We start from the raw sequence: 16,610 nt of genomic DNA, 5'->3' as shown, positions 1-16,610 counted from the left end.
CTACGCTATGACAAAAAACCTATTTGTTTCCAGTAAGCAAGATAACGTCTTAGGAGATCACTATCTATTGGTGTGTATATAACGGGTGTCTCTAGTGCTGATTTTGTATTTTTTGCGTCATATGCTGGCATATTTTCGTAAACTTCCCATCGTGTGAGTTCTCCGTAAACTTTTTCGGATAACATGGGCAGTAATGGTAGCAGCGGGTTATCTGTCAGCTTTTGATCTGTTTCTAATTTTTTTAGCCACTCAGAATAATGCATGCCTTTGAGGTGATAACCACACTGATTAATTAATTCAAAGAATGGATTTAAATCGACAGATTGCTTATTGTCAGGTGAAACTAGGTGATAGGCTTTTCCCAAATTACGGTTATTGCGAGAGATATCAAGTAAGAGTTGGCTGATATAATTAACTGGAACGAACTCTTTTCGTTGATTAGCTAGTAGTGGATAAGAGTTTATCCTTATACAGCCTTTGATTAATCTGGAGACAAAATCATTGGGATTACTTGCTCCAGTCAAACTATCTCCCATGATAAAACCAGGGCGATATACCGCAAGAGGTATTCCTCTGTCTCTGGCCTGCCATATTATCTGCTCAACAACCCACTGACTTTGTGTATATCCTGAATCATATTTTAAGTTGGGCAAGCAAGATGTTATGTCGTCATCTTCATATATTCTGGGTACAGGAGAGAAAAGCCCTACGGGGCCAAAAACAGCAACAGTGGATACATAGTGTAGAGGTTTTATTTTCTTACTGACAGCAAAGCGTAATACATTTAGTGTTCCCAAAATATTGCTAGAGTAATGCGCAGAATAAGGCTGAATATAATTTACATGTGCGGCTAAATGGAAAATAACATCACATTCTGTAGATAGATTTTCATAAATTTGTTGGCTCAGGGCAAATTGTGGTTTTGCAATATCACTTGCAATAACTTGCAATCGTGAGAGAAATTCTTCTTTCCATAGACCATATTGATTCAGATTTTTCTTAACTCGCATCAGGGCAGCTTCATCATTGTCTGCACGTACTAGACAAATGACCTTATTAATTTCTGTTTGTAACAACAGGTCACGCAAGAAAAACGCGCCTAGAAATCCGGTTGCTCCGGTTAATAATACTCGTCCTGAGTCTGAATTGAGCCATGGTTGGGGTGATTGAGATAATGGCTGAATATCTGAAGGGAGTATACCATCTTGAAGCATAATAGCGCATAAATCAGCGAGATTGTTCTTGTTTTGTTGTAGGCTTGTTACTAATTTTCTTGGTGTGGGTGATTCATATAAGAGTTGAACGGGTAAAGCTCGCTGCATCTTATTCCCGAGTTCAATAATAAGTCTGGCTGCTTGTAATGAACTACCGCCTAACTGGAAGAAATCGCTATCTAACGTAATATCGTAATTATCTAAAATTTGACTCCAAATATTCAAAACGATCAATTTCTCTTCGCTCATTTCAGTATTTAGTTGAGACAGCAATTGTTGTTTTTGATTCTTCGAATATTCCGCTAGTAAACAATCTCTATCCATTTTACCATTTAGGGTAAGAGGAATATGTTCAACAACGACAAGCCGGGGGTACATATAATCAGGTAAATGATGACTCACCCATTGGGAGAGTGTTTTTTTGGAGAAAGTCTCCGATTCTTTAGGAACGATAAAAGCAATTAAGTAGGGTTCTGTATTCTCTTTTTTTTACTACGCATACAGCCGCTGATTGTAGTAGTTGGCTTTTCAATAGTTGAGTTTCTATCTCTTCAATTTCGATACGATGTCCGCGTATTTTTATCTGATTATCTATCCGTCCTGCATACATATAAGCACCATCAGAACGTTGCCAGCCTAAATCACCGGTTTTGTATATTCTTTTTAATTGGTTATTTTTCCCAACGTCAATCATAATGAAACGTTGAGCGTTAATTTCTGGACGATTCCAATAACCACGGGCTAACCCCTCGCCTGCAAGATATATCTCACCTATTTGATTTGGTACAACAGGTTGTTGTTGGTCGTCCAAAATATAGATATCAGCATTAGCAATTGACTTTCCTATTGGTACACTGTCTTCTGTTAATTCGTTTAACGTGGCTTCATAGGTTAGGGTCATGATGGTACTTTCAGTGGGGCCATAGCAGTTTATGAAATGTTGGGGAGGTGTGAATTGTAAAACTTGGCGTAAAACATGTGGATTTAGTGTTTCACCACCTACGAGAAGATAACGTAATTGACGAAATGCTTCAGGACATGTTTGAGCAGTTAAGTGGAATAAAGTGGCCGTCATAATCAGGCAATTCACGGAAAACTTTTCCAATGTGGCTTTAAATCTATAAGGATCAATAATTATTTTTCTTGGAATAACAACTATTGAGGCTCCATTTAATAATGTTATCCAGATCTCGAACAGATAAACATCAAATGTAGGATTGCAAATAGAGGCCATTATATCCGTAGCAGTTAAATTGATATCAGTTGGATTAATAACGAAGCGGAGAATACCGCGAGCTTCAATTTCAACTGCTTTGGGGGTTCCAGTAGTTCCAGAAGTGAATAAAATATGGGAGCGATGGTTTTTTCCTCTATGAATATTAGGAAGATCTTCAGTCTTTGAAATTTCCAGTATATTTTGATTAATAATAACGAAATTTGTTGGTAAGGTGCGATCTTGATATTGGTGAGTTGTTAATGTCAGATTTATTTGCAAATCTTGTAACATAAAACATAGCCTGTTATCAGGCATGGCAGGATCGAGAGGAACACAACTTCCACCTGCCATTAGAATGGCAACTTGACTAATGACTTGTTCGATTCCGGGTTCCAGTAAAATAGCGACGGGAGTTTCATATTTCACACCCAAATTATATAAATGCAATGCCAATGATTGTGCTTGATGGACTAATTCTCGATAACTGATTGTACGTTCTTCTGTAATTATTGCATGGTGGTCAGGATTTTCTGAAGTTTTTTGTATAAGAATATTAATTAAATCACAGTCAGTAGGAGGTATTGATTTACTTTTGAAATTATGGAGAGTGGTATTTATCATTGAGTTAATCATGATTATTCCTTTCACAAATAATTAATAATTGTCTTCATTTATATAGCAAGAGGTTTATTATTTTTTTTACTGTATCACTTATCGATAAATATTTTACGCTGAATGGCTTTGGCGGGTATTACACATAATTTGATATTCATGTCTCTATTAAATTATATGAATTCAAATAACGAAAACAGAATTTTTAATCTGAAATAATTAGTTTTTTATTGGGCAGATTAATATTTTGACTACAAGCAGAATGACCTAACCGCAAGTTAACAATAATCTGGTAATAACCATTGCAGAGGCAGAGCGGGAATGATAAAACCAATACGTCCGATTTTTATTGTATCCATAATGATAGGGTGAGTTAATGAGTCAGATATATAATTTCAGTGCTGGCCCAGCCATGTTGCCAGCAGAAGTATTACGTCGTGCGGAACAAGAGCTTTGCAACTGGTATGGATTGGGAACGTCGGTTATGGAGATCAGTCATCGCAGTAAAGAGTTTATCGCTGTTGCAACTGAAGCAGAAAAAGATCTCCGGGATTTATTATCGATACCTGATAATTATAAGGTGCTATTTTGTCATGGTGGTGCCCGAGGCCAGTTTTCAGCATTGCCATTGAATTTACTTGGTAATAAAACGTCAGCAGATTATATCGTTGGTGGTTATTGGGCTGAAAGTGCGGCTAAAGACGCAGAAAAATATTGTACACCTAATGTCATTAACATCCTGACCGAAACAGATGGCATTAAAAGTGTGAAGCCAATGAGTGAATGGGCTTTAAGTAGGGATGCTGCTTATGTTCATTATTGCCCAAATGAAACTATTGATGGCATTGCAATTTTTGAAGAGCCGGATTTTGGCGATGATAAGATTGTAGTTGCCGATTATTCTTCAACCATTCTTTCTGCACCAATTGATGTAAGCCGTTATGGTGTTATTTATGCGGGCGCTCAGAAAAACATCGGGCCGGCAGGGATTACGGCTGTGATTATCCGTGAAGATTTGTTGGGTAAAGCGCATCAGCACACCCCGTCCATTCTGGACTATACCGTACAGGCTAATTATGACTCTATGTATAATACGCCACCGACATTTGCATGGTATCTCTCTGGTATGGTGTTCAAGTGGTTGAAAGAACAAGGTGGTTTGCAGGAAATCAAAAAACGTAATTATGCAAAAGCTGAAAGCCTGTATCAGGCTATCGATAATAGTAACCTGTATATCAACCGTGTTGCATCGCAAAACCGCTCTATCATGAATGTGCCATTCCAGTTGGCAAATCCGGCTTTGGATGGCAAATTTCTGGAAGAAGCTTATGCACAAGGATTACATGCTTTGAAAGGGCATAAAGTCGCGGGAGGAGCCAGAGCCTCAATCTATAACGCGATGCCTTATGAAGGTGTTCAGGCATTGGTCGAGTTTATGGCTGATTTTGAGCGCCGCAACGCATAATCATTTTATTATCGGGAGGGATAAAACTTCCCGATATAAACCTATCTCATCAATTAAAAATACAACGTGTCACCAACCGGAGATCCCGCTGTTTATGCAATCCCTGACGTTACAACCTATATCTCGCATTAATGGAACTATTAATTTACCCGGCTCCAAAAGTGTTTCCAACCGTGCATTGTTACTTGCTGCGTTAGCTAAAGGGACAACTTATCTGACTAATTTATTAGATAGTGATGATATTCGCTATATGCTTAATGCGTTGACAAAATTGGGTATTTCCTATCGTTTGTCAGATGATAGAACTGCCTGTGAAGTGGATGGTATTGGCGGGATTATAACCGGTAAAAATGGACTGGAGCTATTCTTGGGGAATGCAGGAACAGCAATGCGCCCACTGGCTGCTGCATTATGTCTGGGGCATAACGATATTATTCTGACTGGTGAACCACGGATGAAAGAACGTCCCATCGGTCATTTAGTGGATTCCTTACGTCAAGGTGGGGCTCAAATAGATTATCTTGAACAAGAAAATTACCCTCCGTTGCGTATCAAAGGAAGTTTTTCTGGTGGAAAAGTTGTTGTAGATGGCAGTGTTTCCAGTCAATTTCTGACCGCTTTATTGATGGCTGCACCTTTGGCATTGAATGACACTGAAATTCATATTCAAGGAGATTTGGTTTCTAAGCCTTACATCAATATTACACTGGCATTGATGAACAGTTTTGGTGTGGCAGTGGAAAACGATCAATATCAAGTTTTTCGTGTTAAGGGACAACAGCAGTACCAATCACCGGGGCATTATCTGGTTGAAGGTGATGCTTCATCTGCATCTTATTTTCTTGCTGCCGCTGCGATCAAAGGTGGCACAGTTCGTGTTACAGGTATTGGCAAAAACAGCTTGCAGGGTGATACGAAGTTCGCAAATGTGTTGGAGAAAATGGGCGCTACCATACGTTGGGGGAATGATTTTGTAGAATGCGAGCGTGGCGTATTGTTTGGCATCGATATGGACATGAATGCGATTCCTGATGCTGCTATGACCATTGCGACAACTGCACTGTTTGCCAAAGGTGAAACCACTATACGTAATATTTATAACTGGCGGGTAAAAGAAACTGATCGCCTTAATGCCATGGCGACTGAGCTGCGTAAAGTTGGTGCTGAAGTAGAAGAAGGGCATGATTACATACGCATTGTTCCACCGGAAAAACTGAAGTTTGCTGAAATTAAAACCTATAACGATCATCGCGTTGCGATGTGTTTTTCATTAGTTGCTTTTTCGGATACTCCAGTGACTATCCTTGATCCTGGCTGTACAGCGAAAACATTCCCTGATTATTTCAAACAACTTGAATCCATCAGCTGTTCCCAATAGATTTCAAGCCGTATCGTGGTGGCCGAAAGGAAGAGTATATATTCATAGCGAAATTTGTTGATTAATTATGATGTATTTATTCCACTCATCTTCCGAGTAGGTATAATAAGGCATATTTTACTGCTTGCTAATTGAGCAATTTTTTGCATTCGTGGTTGTTCCGTTTGTTATGTCGGAAAGCAATGCTGAAAGCGCTATGCAAAGCCAAAAAGGAGGAAAATGAATGACAGCAATAGCCCCTGTAATTACCGTTGACGGGCCAAGTGGTGCAGGCAAGGGAACAGTATGTCAGGCACTAGCTGAAGCATTGGATTGGCAATTGCTTGATTCAGGGGCCATTTATCGTGTGCTGGCACTGGCTTCAATCCACCATCAAGTGGATATCCGGTCTGAAGACTCACTGGTTCCTCTGGCTGCAAATCTGGATGTTCGTTTTGTCCCTGCAAATGGCAAGCTCAGAGTTATTCTTGAAGGTGAAGATGTCAGTAATGAAATCCGTACAGAAGTTGTGGGCAATACTGCTTCTCAGGCGGCAACATTCCCGCGTGTCCGTGAAGCATTGCTACGTCGGCAACGGGCTTTTCGTGTTGCTCCGGGCTTGATTGCTGATGGTCGTGATATGGGAACTGTCGTCTTTCCTGATGCACCAGTGAAGATTTTTCTTGATGCTAGTGCGGAAGAACGTGCCCGCAGGCGTATGTTGCAGTTGCAGGAAAAAGGTTTTAGTGTTAATTTTGAAAACCTTTTGTCCGAGATACAAGAGCGAGATTTCCGCGACCGCAATCGGGCAGTTGCGCCATTAGTGCCTGCACAGGATGCATTGATCTTAGATTCGACCAGCATGTCTATCGAAGAAGTGATCGATAAAACACTGAGTTATGCGAAAAATACGTTAACATTACCTGTTTAAATTGCCTCTTTTCGCATGCAATACTATTGCAACTGCACATCAAGACGATGTATATAGAATTCTGGTATGTGGGTAGTGAAATATGCTCGCATACCAAAACACCTTGTAACAAGGAATGTTGCGGGGTATGTAAAACAACCCCATTCGGCTGGATGCTAGATGGACGTTAATTTAAAACCTTGAAGATCATTAAAATGACAGAATCTTTTGCTCAACTCTTTGAAGAATCCCTACAGACTATCGAAACTCGTCCAGGTGCAATCGTACGTGGTGTTGTCGTTGCTATCGATAAAGACGTTGTATTGGTTGATGCTGGTCTGAAATCAGAATCTGCTATTCCTGTAGAGCAATTCAAAAACGCTCAGGGCGAGCTGGAAATCCAAGTTGGCGATGAAATCGACGTAGCTCTGGATGCGGTAGAAGATGGTTTCGGTGAAACTATCCTGTCCCGTGAAAAAGCGAAACGTCACGAAGCATGGCTGATGCTGGAAAAAGCATACGAAGAAGCTGAAACTGTTACTGGTATTATCAACGGTAAAGTAAAAGGCGGCTTCACTGTAGAGCTGAACGGTATCCGTGCGTTCCTGCCAGGTTCACTGGTTGATGTTCGTCCAGTTCGTGATACTGCTCACCTTGAAGGCAAAGAGCTTGAGTTCAAAGTCATCAAGCTGGATCAAAAACGCAACAACGTAGTTGTTTCCCGTCGTGCGGTTATCGAATCTGAAAACAGCGCAGAACGTGATCAGCTGCTGGAAAACCTGCAAGAAGGCATGGAAGTTAAAGGGATCGTTAAGAACCTGACTGACTACGGTGCATTCGTTGATCTGGGCGGCGTTGATGGCCTGCTGCACATTACTGATATGGCTTGGAAACGTGTTAAACACCCAAGCGAAATCGTCAATGTGGGCGATGAAATCACAGTTAAAGTACTGAAGTTCGACCGTGAGCGTACTCGCGTATCTCTGGGTCTGAAACAATTGGGTGAAGATCCATGGGTAGCAATTGCTAAACGTTATCCAGAAAGTACTAAATTGACTGGTCGCGTAACTAACTTGACTGACTACGGCTGTTTCGTTGAAATCGAAGAAGGCGTTGAAGGTCTGGTACACGTTTCAGAAATGGATTGGACTAACAAAAACATCCACCCATCCAAAGTTGTTAACGTTGGTGATGTTGTGGAAGTTATGGTTCTGGATATCGATGAAGAACGTCGTCGTATCTCTCTGGGTCTGAAACAGTGTAAAGCTAACCCTTGGCAGCAATTTGCTGAAACTCACAACAAAAATGACCGTGTTGAAGGTAAAATCAAGTCAATCACTGACTTCGGTATCTTCATCGGTCTGGACGGCGGTATCGACGGCTTGGTTCACCTGTCTGACATCTCCTGGAACGTTGCAGGCGAAGAAGCAGTTCGTGAATACAAAAAAGGCGACGAAATTGCTGCTGTAGTTCTGCAAGTAGATGCAGAGCGTGAGCGTATCTCTCTGGGCATTAAGCAATTGGCAGAAGATCCATTCAATAACTACCTGTCTGTAAACAAGAAAGGTGCTATTGTTAATGGTAAAGTAACTGCTGTTGACGCAAAAGGTGCTACAGTTGAATTAGCTAACGGCGTTGAAGGTTACCTGCGTGCATCAGAAGCTTCTCGTGACCGCGTTGAAGATGCAACTCAAGTTCTGAACGTTGGCGATGAAATCGAAGCCAAATATGTTGGTGTTGACCGCAAAAACCGCGTAATCAACCTGTCTGTTCGTGCGAAAGACGAAGCTGATGAAAAAGACGCTATCGCTTCTGTGAACAAGCAAGAAGATGTGAACTTTGCTAACAATGCAATGGCTGAAGCTTTCAAAGCAGCTAAAGGCGAATAATCTAAGTCAATAACGGCGGGTAATATTTTCGAATACGATAATATTACCCGAATACGGTAGTTTAGGGAGGTACCATGACCAAGTCTGAGTTAATTGAAAGACTTGCTGAGCAACAATCTCATATGCCGGCTAAAGCCGTTGAAGATGCAGTGAAAGAAATGCTTGATCATATGGCAGAAACACTGGCCTCCGGTGAACGTATTGAAGTTCGCGGGTTCGGCAGCTTTTCTCTTCACTACCGAGCTCCGCGTGTGGGTCGTAATCCAAAAACGGGTGATAAAGTTGAACTGGATGGTAAATACGTTCCTCACTTTAAACCCGGTAAAGAATTACGTGACCGCGTGAATATCTATAGCGACAGCTAAGATAGAAGTTATTACTTAATTGCTACGGCACCTTCGGGTGCCGTTCTTTTTTACCATTTTTTGATTAAATTTATTTCTTATTGCGATGAATTTCACATTTTGTTGCTAACTATCTCTTCTTCTGAAATTAACTTGCGAAACACTTTCAGAAAAAATTTCATCTGACTGGCGGTTGTACACGTCATCAAATAGTCTTCTCTGTGTAAATGGAATCTCAATACAGAGGCATAAATGGATGCAGCAGACTATTTTATTTCTCTCCACTGCTTTTTTAACTATTTTGCGAAAATTATTCTTGAAGATATTTCGAAAGTTATTTTGTCGGGAATCTTTTTGGCAAAAACCTTTACCGATTATCAATTTAAACCAAGTTGCTGCGGTTATTATCCTGGGAACAGTTCCTCTTTTATTATTCGGTGAATTACCTCAATGGGCAGAACTCTTAGCTTTAGCGGGTGTGGCGATGATTTTATGGTTTATTCCCTATAAAACAAGTCGTCTTATTTCACTGATATTATGGGTATTGATTTGGGGGAGCTGGCATGGCCACAAAATCTTGGCTCAAATAATATATTTTAGTGAAACAGTACGATCAGCAACCGTTATAGTTGATAGTGCATCGTTGAATGAAGCAGATAGAGAAGAGAAAACACGTTATAGAATCAGATTGATTGAAAGTGATGGGAAATATATTTTTCCCGGCCTTTATGCATCAGTATTATGGAATTCTTCAACACCATTATGTGCGGGTCAAAAATGGCAGGTCACAATGAAACTCAGGCCTATTCATGCCCAATTGAATCAAGGGAGTTATGATAGCCAACGATATGCCTTATCAATCCGTCAGCCTCTTAATGGCAAAATCATCAAGGCGAATTTATTAAATGGTAATTGTAGTTTCAGACAAAAACTAATCAATGAACTAGCGCCTGAAATACAATCTTTAAAACAGGCTGGTATTGCTTTGGCATTATTGTTTGGTGAAAGAGCATGGTTAGATAAACAAACCCGGTTGTTGTTACAACAAACAGGAATTGCGCATTTAATGGCGATTTCAGGGCTACATATTACAATAGCCAGCTTATTTGGCTGGGGTTTTGCCAGAGGTATCCAGCTTTGTTTCCCTGCAAAATGGATTGGGTTCCGTTTTCCGCTCCTAATGGGATGGTTGACTGCAATGTTGTATGGCTGGCTTTCTGGATGGGGGATCCCGGCAATTCGGGCAATGCTAGGATTGACACTTTGGATATATTTACGATGCAGAAATTATTGTTATTTTTCATGGCAGTGGGCTTTATGGAGCGCTGCACTGATTTTACTTTTTGATCCACTGGCGATCCTTTCTGATAGCTTTTGGCTTTCGTTTTTTGCAGTAATGGCATTGCTGTTTTGGTTTCACTGGATGCCGTTGCCTGAAAAAATTCGTTATGGTTGGCGGTGGAGTTGGCTACGTGGATTGCATATGCAATCGGGAATAATGTTAATGTTATTACCGTTGCAGCTTTTGCTATTTCAAGGAATTAATATTGCTTCATTGATTGCGAATTTATGGGCTGTCCCGATAATCTCTTTTCTGACAGTTCCATTAATCATGTTGGCATTGCTGAGCGCCTTATTACCTTTGCACCAGCTTATTCAACCATTTTTATGGCAATTAGTTGATTACACTATCTCATTCGCATTAATACCTCTGCCTGTTCTTACCCACTCATGGATTGAGACGGGGCACATTCCTTTTTTCATTACCTTTGCCTGTTGGTTTTTCGTTATTGCCTGGCGACTTGGTTGGTGGAAATTCTATGCAGGGTTGTTATGTACTTCTGTTGGAGTCGCTCTCTGTTATTTTAAACATGATGATGAATTCCAATGGCGTTTTTCAATGCTGGATGTTGGGCATGGTCTGTCTGTTGTCATTGATAAAGGAGGAAAAGCTATTCTATTCGATACAGGAAACCGTTGGGAAACAGGAAGTATGGCAGAAAAAGTGATCCAGCCTTATTTGCGTTGGCATCGGTTAACTCCTGAACAGATTATTCTGAGCCATGATCATTTGGATCACACTGGAGGAGTGGAATATCTGCGTGAAAAACATCCAAATATTCAAATCAGAAGTTCTTCTATTGGTCATACGCACTTACCTTGTATTCGTGGTGAAAAATGGATATGGCAGGAATTAACTTTTGAGGTTATCTGGCCTTTGGAAAAAGCAGAAAATGTGGGTAATAATCAATCTTGTGTCATCCGTATTGATGATGGTAAATATAGCTTATTGTTAACAGGTGATTTAGAGAAACAAGGAGAATATCGTTTACTGGGTCTCGAAAGGGAAAACCTTAATGCGACATTCTTGCAGGTCCCTCATCATGGGAGTAATACCTCATCTACCACTGCGTTTATACACAGAGTCAGGCCAGAATATGCTTTGGTTTCGGTTGCGCGTTATAGCCCCTGGAAGCTCCCTTCAAGGAAAGTCAGACAGCGTTATAAAAATGCCAAAATTCAATGGTATAGTACCGATTTTTCAGGCCAGATTACCGGTTATATTTATCACGATCACATTAAACTTGAGGGATATAGACAACAGTTAATATCACGGTGGTATCATCAGTGGTTTGGTATTCGCGGTGATCATGAGTAGAATAAGCCGCTATTTCTTTTGGTTTTGGTAACTCAATAATGAATGATAAAGACCTTTCTACCTGGCAGACCTTTCGCCGCCTGTGGCCGATCATCACACCATTTAAGGTTGGGTTGTTAGTTGCGGCAGTTGCGCTAGTTATAAATGCTGCCGGCGATACATTGATGCTTTCCTTGTTAAAGCCTTTGCTGGACGAGGGGTTTGGCAAGGCAGACATGAGTGTATTGAAGTGGATGCCATTAGTGGTCATTGGGTTGATGCTTTTACGTGGTATATCTGGGTTTGTATCAAGTTATTGTATATCTTGGGTATCCGGCAAAGTCGTCATGCAGATGCGCCGTCGTTTGTTCAATCATATGATGGGCATGCCAGTCTCTTTTTTTGACCAACAATCTACGGGGACATTACTTTCTCGTATTACCTATGATTCAGAACAGGTTGCTTCTTCTTCTTCCGGTGCCTTAGTTACAGTTGTCAGGGAAGGGGCATCAATCATCGGGCTGTTTGTCCTGATGTTCTATTACAGTTGGGAACTGTCCTTAATCCTGATTGTCATTGCTCCAATTGTTGCGGGTGTTATCCGCCTTGTGTCTGTACGTTTTCGCCGTATTAGTAAAAACATGCAAAATAGTATGGGAATGGTGACAACAAGTGCGGAGCAAATGCTAAAAGGGCACAAAGAAGTTTTGATCTTCGGTGGCCAGAAAGTTGAAACAGAACGTTTTAATAAAGTCAGTAATCATATGCGTCAGCAGGGAATGAAAATGGTTTCCGCTGATTCCATCTCAGATCCAATTATCCAGCTTATCGCTTCATTTGCATTGGCATTTATCCTGTATGCTGCCAGCTTCCCTGAAATTATGGGCGCACTGACAGCGGGTAAGATTACAGTGGTATTCTCATCTATGATTGCTCTAATGCGTCCACTGAAATCTCTGACCAATGTTAACGCACAATTCCAGCGTGGTATGGCTGCTTGTCAGACTTTGTTTGCGATTCTGGATATGGAGCAGGAAAAAGATGAAGGAAAGCTGGAAATTAAAAAAGCGAAAGGCGATATCGAATTTCGTGATGTTACTTTCTGCTATCCAACCAAAGATTATCCTGCTCTGAAAAATATTTCCATGACAATCCCGGCAGGCAAAACTATTGCTTTGGTTGGGCGCTCCGGCTCAGGAAAATCAACGATTGCCAATCTTTTTACCCGTTTTTATGATGTAAGCGGAGGTGGTATTTCGCTTGATGGTCATGATCTGCGTGAGTACACACTGTCTTCTTTACGTAACCAGATAGCGTTGGTGTCGCAAAATGTCCATTTGTTCAATGATACCGTGGCTAACAATATTGCTTATGCCAGTGAAGGGCAATTCAGTCGTGCAGAAATTGAACGTGCGGCAGAAATGGCTTATGCAATGGACTTTATCGAGAAATTGGATAATGGCCTTGATACCATGATTGGTGAAAATGGTGTCTTGCTTTCTGGTGGACAACGTCAACGTATTGCCATTGCCCGTGCTTTGCTGCGTGATTCTCCGATTTTGATTCTGGACGAAGCCACTTCGGCACTGGATACGGAATCTGAACGCGCGATTCAGGCTGCACTGGATGAATTGCAGAAGAACAGAACGTCACTGGTAATTGCTCACCGTCTTTCTACTATTGAAAATGCTGATGAAATTATTGTCATTGAGGATGGTAACATTATCGAAAGGGGTAGCCATACAGCTTTGTTGGAGAAAGAGGGGGCATATGCTCAATTATATCGGATGCAATTTGGTCAATGATTGAACGCATCTGGTCTGGCCGTTCATGGCTTTACATCCTATTATTGCCACTATCAGCCCTTTATGGGCTGATAAGCGGTTTGCGCAAGTTAGGTTACAAATCGGGATTGCTTCGTTCCTGGAAAGCCCCTGTTCCTGTTGTTGTGGTAGGTAACTTAACCGTCGGAGGCAATGGTAAAACACCTATGGTTATCTGGTTAGTTGAGCAATTACAACAGAAAGGTTATAGGGTTGGTGTTGTCTCTCGTGGTTATGGCGGAAAATCTGGACATTACCCGTTGCTGGTAACGGATGAAGTGACTACCGCACAAGCGGGAGATGAGTCGGTTTTAATTCAGCGCCGTACCGGTGTGCCAGTGGTAGTTGCTCCAAAACGCGCCGATGCTGTCAAAGAATTATTGGCGCATTTCCCCGTTGATATTGTTATCACTGACGATGGCCTCCAACATTATGCTTTGCAGCGTGATTATGAAATCGTTGTTATTGATGGAATTCGCCGTTTTGGTAACGGTTGCTGGCTGCCGGCAGGGCCGATGCGGGAGCTTTCAGGCCGCTTAAATACTGTCAATACCATTATTGTTAATGGAGGGACGTCTGAAACAGGTGAGCTGCCCATGACATTAAAAGGTGAAGTTGCAGTCAATTTGCTGACGGGAGAACCCCGAAAAGTCAGTGATATTCCCAATGGTGTGGCGATGGCAGGAATTGGTCATCCACCGCGTTTTTTCGCTACATTGCAGCAACTGGGTGTAAATTTGCAAGCAACTCATGCGTTTGCTGATCATCAGTTCTATGAGAAAGCGCAATTATTGGCTTTAGCCAATAATGAACAGAATTTATTGATGACAGAAAAAGATGCCGTCAAGTGTTCTCAGTTTGCACAGCCTAATTGGTGGTATTTACCGGTTTCTGCCTATTTGCCGGAGGAACAAAGGCAAAAAATGCTGGGTGATATTTGTGCCTTGATCCCTGAATAAAACAACAGAGTTAACGGTGAGGCATCGCTTGTGGTATTCTGAGCCGCATTAAACTTCAAGCCCGTCATTTGGGGGATGTATGGATCACCGTTTACTCGAAATCATTGCTTGCCCAGTATGTCACGGTAAGCTCAGTTACGATAAAGAAAATTTTGAACTGATTTGCAAGATTGACCGCCTCGCTTTTCCTTTCCGTGATGGTATTCCTGTGCTGCTGGAACATGAAGCACGTGTTCTGCCAACAGAGGAAAAAAGATAATTCATGTTTACTGTCATTATTCCAGCACGTTTTGCTTCATCTCGTTTACCCGGAAAACCATTGGCCGATATCCATGGCAAGCCGATGATTGTGCGGGTTATGGAACGAGTTATCCGTTCTGGTGCTCATCGCGTAATTGTAGCCACAGATAATCAGGCCATTTTTGATGCAGTTGCTGCTGAAGGTGGTGAAGTCTGCATGACAAGTGAAAATCATCATTCAGGTACAGAACGTTTGGCGGAAGTTATCGACAAATACCAATTTGCCGATGATGAAATTATCGTGAATGTTCAGGGTGATGAACCACTTATTCCTGAACAAATCATCAAACAAGTTGCTGATAACCTAGCAGGAAGTGATGCTGGCATGGCAACACTTGCTGTACAAATCCAGGATGCAGAAGAAGCATTCAATCCTAATGTGGTAAAAGTCGTCATGGATGCGCAAGGTTATGCGCTCTATTTTTCACGTGCCACGATCCCGTGGGAACGCGATCGTTTTATGCACTCCAAAGAGACTATCGGAGATAATTTCCTGCGCCATATCGGGATCTATGCCTACAGAGCCGGATTTATTCGTCGTTATGTACAATGGGTGCCAAGTCCACTGGAAAAGATCGAAATGCTCGAGCAGTTACGGGTACTTTGGTACGGGGAAAAAATTCACGTGGCGAAAGCGCTGCAAGCACCGGGCGCTGGTGTAGATACACCGGAAGATCTGGATGTAGCCAGGAAAGCTTTTGTAGTACTTTGAGTATAAGAAATTTTGAATGTGATGGTTTTTGAATAGTAGATCTTTTGAAAACCAGCGGAATTCGGAGCACAAGAAACACAATTAGGCGACTTTGAATCGCCTAATTGGATTTCCACATCTGAGGGGTGCTACTAAGCACCTTCGATAGCTTTACTGTCATCTCTGGTGTGACTACCGCTTTGTATCGTCATTGATAAATTCGGCAGTATAGTGATATTTAGTGGTTTTCTAATTTTTCGCTCTCTTTATCTGTACTGGAAGGCTTGATTGCCTGCCAAATTTTCCCCAGCGTTTCATACCAGGCACGCTCCGTATGGGAAAAATAATAGGAAGATGGAATGTATTTTTCCCAACCATACAATGGAGTTGTGACTGCCAATTGATTTGCCGGTCCGGGAATGGGGTGCATACCATGCTGTTCGAAGAATTTCAGCGAACGTTTCATATGGTTTGCGGAAGTGACAAGAATAAAAGGTTGTTGTTCAACGATTTTTTCAACCTCAGTCGCTTCTTCCTCTGTATCCAGTGGTTTTTTTAATGCTATCGTGTCTTCTGCAGGAACTCCCAAAGATTGTGCTACCATAGCAGCGATTTCTGCATTGCTGATTGAATTAACACCCTTACCCCCGGTAAAAATCATTTTTGCGTTAGGATTAAGACGATATAGCCGAATACCTTCGGTCACTCGGGGCAGGCTATTACTGATAAGATTGGCACTGGGTGCCCATTCCGGGTTATAAGTGAAGCCACCACCAAGAACAACAATGTATTTTACCGGTGGCGTATGCTTGGTATCAGGTTCGTAGCGTTGGATATATTTCCCTTCAACAGGAAGTAACAACCTGTCAGCAACGGGTTGTACGCCCAATAAAAGTAGCGCAAGCCAGCTCAGTGACAGAATAACTGTCCCCGTTTTTTGCCAGCGGGTAAACCACAACAAGAGCAAAGCAGCCAGAGAGATAAGAATGATTAAAGGTAGCGGCATTAATAGCGCACCAACGTATTTTTTAAGCAGGAATAACATCAATTGACCTATGGTTTGATTGAACTATTACCGCACAGAGGTAGATTCAGGGCTAAAAGTAGTCAATTCACTGATTACTGTGCCAAAATAACAATAGTAAAAAATAGCAATAGACAACATAAATACTCAATAGATACATCAGACTTA

Annotated in this window: 13 protein-coding genes; 10 read left to right on the top strand and 3 right to left on the bottom strand. The window is 41.5% G+C overall.

The window, feature by feature from the left end:
- Positions 1 to 5: 5 nt before the first annotated feature.
- Together HGO23_RS19705 and HGO23_RS19700 are read right to left on the bottom strand one after the other, a co-directional pair.
- Positions 6 to 1,667: an SDR family oxidoreductase gene (locus tag HGO23_RS19705; RefSeq protein ID WP_244967961.1), complete on the bottom strand. Its 1,662-nt coding sequence runs from the start codon at positions 1,665 to 1,667 to the stop codon at positions 6 to 8.
- The gene (locus HGO23_RS19700; protein WP_244967801.1) at positions 1,657 to 3,063 is read right to left on the bottom strand and encodes an amino acid adenylation domain-containing protein; all 1,407 of its coding nucleotides are present in this window, start codon (positions 3,061 to 3,063) and stop codon (positions 1,657 to 1,659) included. Before HGO23_RS19700 ends, HGO23_RS19705 begins: the two co-directional genes overlap by 11 nt.
- A 355-nt stretch (positions 3,064 to 3,418) precedes the next feature.
- Here HGO23_RS19700 and serC point away from each other — a divergent pair, with 355 nt between their 5' ends.
- The 10 genes from serC to kdsB all read left to right on the top strand — a co-directional run bounded on the left by serC (position 3,419) and on the right by kdsB (position 15,439).
- Positions 3,419 to 4,507: a 3-phosphoserine/phosphohydroxythreonine transaminase gene (gene serC, locus HGO23_RS12380; RefSeq protein WP_209026795.1), complete on the top strand. Its 1,089-nt coding sequence runs from the start codon at positions 3,419 to 3,421 to the stop codon at positions 4,505 to 4,507.
- Between the two features lie 94 nt (positions 4,508 to 4,601).
- Positions 4,602 to 5,885, top strand: a complete 1,284-nt coding sequence (gene aroA, locus HGO23_RS12375) for a 3-phosphoshikimate 1-carboxyvinyltransferase (protein WP_209026794.1) — start codon at positions 4,602 to 4,604, stop codon at positions 5,883 to 5,885.
- 223 nt (positions 5,886 to 6,108) lie between these two features.
- On the top strand, positions 6,109 to 6,795 hold the full coding sequence (gene cmk / locus HGO23_RS12370) for a (d)CMP kinase (RefSeq protein WP_209026793.1): 687 nt from the start codon (positions 6,109 to 6,111) through the stop codon (positions 6,793 to 6,795).
- A 194-nt stretch (positions 6,796 to 6,989) separates the two neighbouring features.
- Positions 6,990 to 8,663 (top strand): 30S ribosomal protein S1, encoded by a 1,674-nt coding sequence (rpsA, locus tag HGO23_RS12365; protein WP_099136733.1) that lies wholly within the window; start codon positions 6,990 to 6,992, stop codon positions 8,661 to 8,663.
- 74 nt (positions 8,664 to 8,737) lie between these two features.
- The gene (gene ihfB / locus HGO23_RS12360) at positions 8,738 to 9,028 is read left to right on the top strand and encodes an integration host factor subunit beta (protein ID WP_086953639.1); all 291 of its coding nucleotides are present in this window, start codon (positions 8,738 to 8,740) and stop codon (positions 9,026 to 9,028) included.
- 295 nt (positions 9,029 to 9,323) lie between these two features.
- On the top strand, positions 9,324 to 11,666 hold the full coding sequence (locus HGO23_RS12355) for a ComEC family protein (RefSeq protein WP_244967800.1): 2,343 nt from the start codon (positions 9,324 to 9,326) through the stop codon (positions 11,664 to 11,666).
- Positions 11,667 to 11,701: 35 nt separating this feature from the next.
- On the top strand, positions 11,702 to 13,450 hold the full coding sequence (gene msbA / locus HGO23_RS12350) for a lipid A ABC transporter ATP-binding protein/permease MsbA (RefSeq protein WP_209028781.1): 1,749 nt from the start codon (positions 11,702 to 11,704) through the stop codon (positions 13,448 to 13,450).
- Positions 13,447 to 14,427 (top strand): tetraacyldisaccharide 4'-kinase, encoded by a 981-nt coding sequence (gene lpxK, locus HGO23_RS12345; RefSeq protein WP_099136736.1) that lies wholly within the window; start codon positions 13,447 to 13,449, stop codon positions 14,425 to 14,427. Before msbA ends, lpxK begins: the two co-directional genes overlap by 4 nt.
- Positions 14,428 to 14,506: 79 nt before the next feature.
- The gene (locus HGO23_RS12340) at positions 14,507 to 14,686 is read left to right on the top strand and encodes a Trm112 family protein (protein ID WP_038269284.1); all 180 of its coding nucleotides are present in this window, start codon (positions 14,507 to 14,509) and stop codon (positions 14,684 to 14,686) included.
- A 3-nt stretch (positions 14,687 to 14,689) separates the two neighbouring features.
- Entirely contained in the window at positions 14,690 to 15,439 is a 750-nt protein-coding gene (gene kdsB / locus HGO23_RS12335) for a 3-deoxy-manno-octulosonate cytidylyltransferase (RefSeq protein WP_099136737.1), read from the top strand.
- 217 nt (positions 15,440 to 15,656) lie between these two features.
- Here kdsB and elyC read toward each other — a convergent pair whose 3' ends face one another.
- Positions 15,657 to 16,463 (bottom strand): envelope biogenesis factor ElyC, encoded by an 807-nt coding sequence (gene elyC, locus HGO23_RS12330; RefSeq protein WP_209026791.1) that lies wholly within the window; start codon positions 16,461 to 16,463, stop codon positions 15,657 to 15,659.
- Positions 16,464 to 16,610: the final 147 nt, after the last annotated feature.

The organism is Xenorhabdus budapestensis (assembly GCF_017743015.1).
Lineage (GTDB): Bacteria > Pseudomonadota > Gammaproteobacteria > Enterobacterales > Enterobacteriaceae > Xenorhabdus > Xenorhabdus budapestensis.
Note: the sequence above shows the minus strand (reverse complement) of the source record. Positions and strands in the feature narration are given on the sequence as shown.

Coding starts and splice junctions, on each gene's coding strand:
- HGO23_RS19700 (WP_244967801.1), bottom strand. CDS start 3,063: ATGATTAACTCAATGATAAATACCACTCTCCATAATTTCAAAAGTAAA.
- ihfB (WP_086953639.1), top strand. CDS start 8,738: ATGACCAAGTCTGAGTTAATTGAAAGACTTGCTGAGCAACAATCTCAT.
- HGO23_RS12340 (WP_038269284.1), top strand. CDS start 14,507: ATGGATCACCGTTTACTCGAAATCATTGCTTGCCCAGTATGTCACGGT.
- kdsB (WP_099136737.1), top strand. CDS start 14,690: ATGTTTACTGTCATTATTCCAGCACGTTTTGCTTCATCTCGTTTACCC.
- lpxK (WP_099136736.1), top strand. CDS start 13,447: ATGATTGAACGCATCTGGTCTGGCCGTTCATGGCTTTACATCCTATTA.
- cmk (WP_209026793.1), top strand. CDS start 6,109: ATGACAGCAATAGCCCCTGTAATTACCGTTGACGGGCCAAGTGGTGCA.
- serC (WP_209026795.1), top strand. CDS start 3,419: ATGAGTCAGATATATAATTTCAGTGCTGGCCCAGCCATGTTGCCAGCA.
- elyC (WP_209026791.1), bottom strand. CDS start 16,463: ATGTTATTCCTGCTTAAAAAATACGTTGGTGCGCTATTAATGCCGCTA.
- aroA (WP_209026794.1), top strand. CDS start 4,602: ATGCAATCCCTGACGTTACAACCTATATCTCGCATTAATGGAACTATT.
- rpsA (WP_099136733.1), top strand. CDS start 6,990: ATGACAGAATCTTTTGCTCAACTCTTTGAAGAATCCCTACAGACTATC.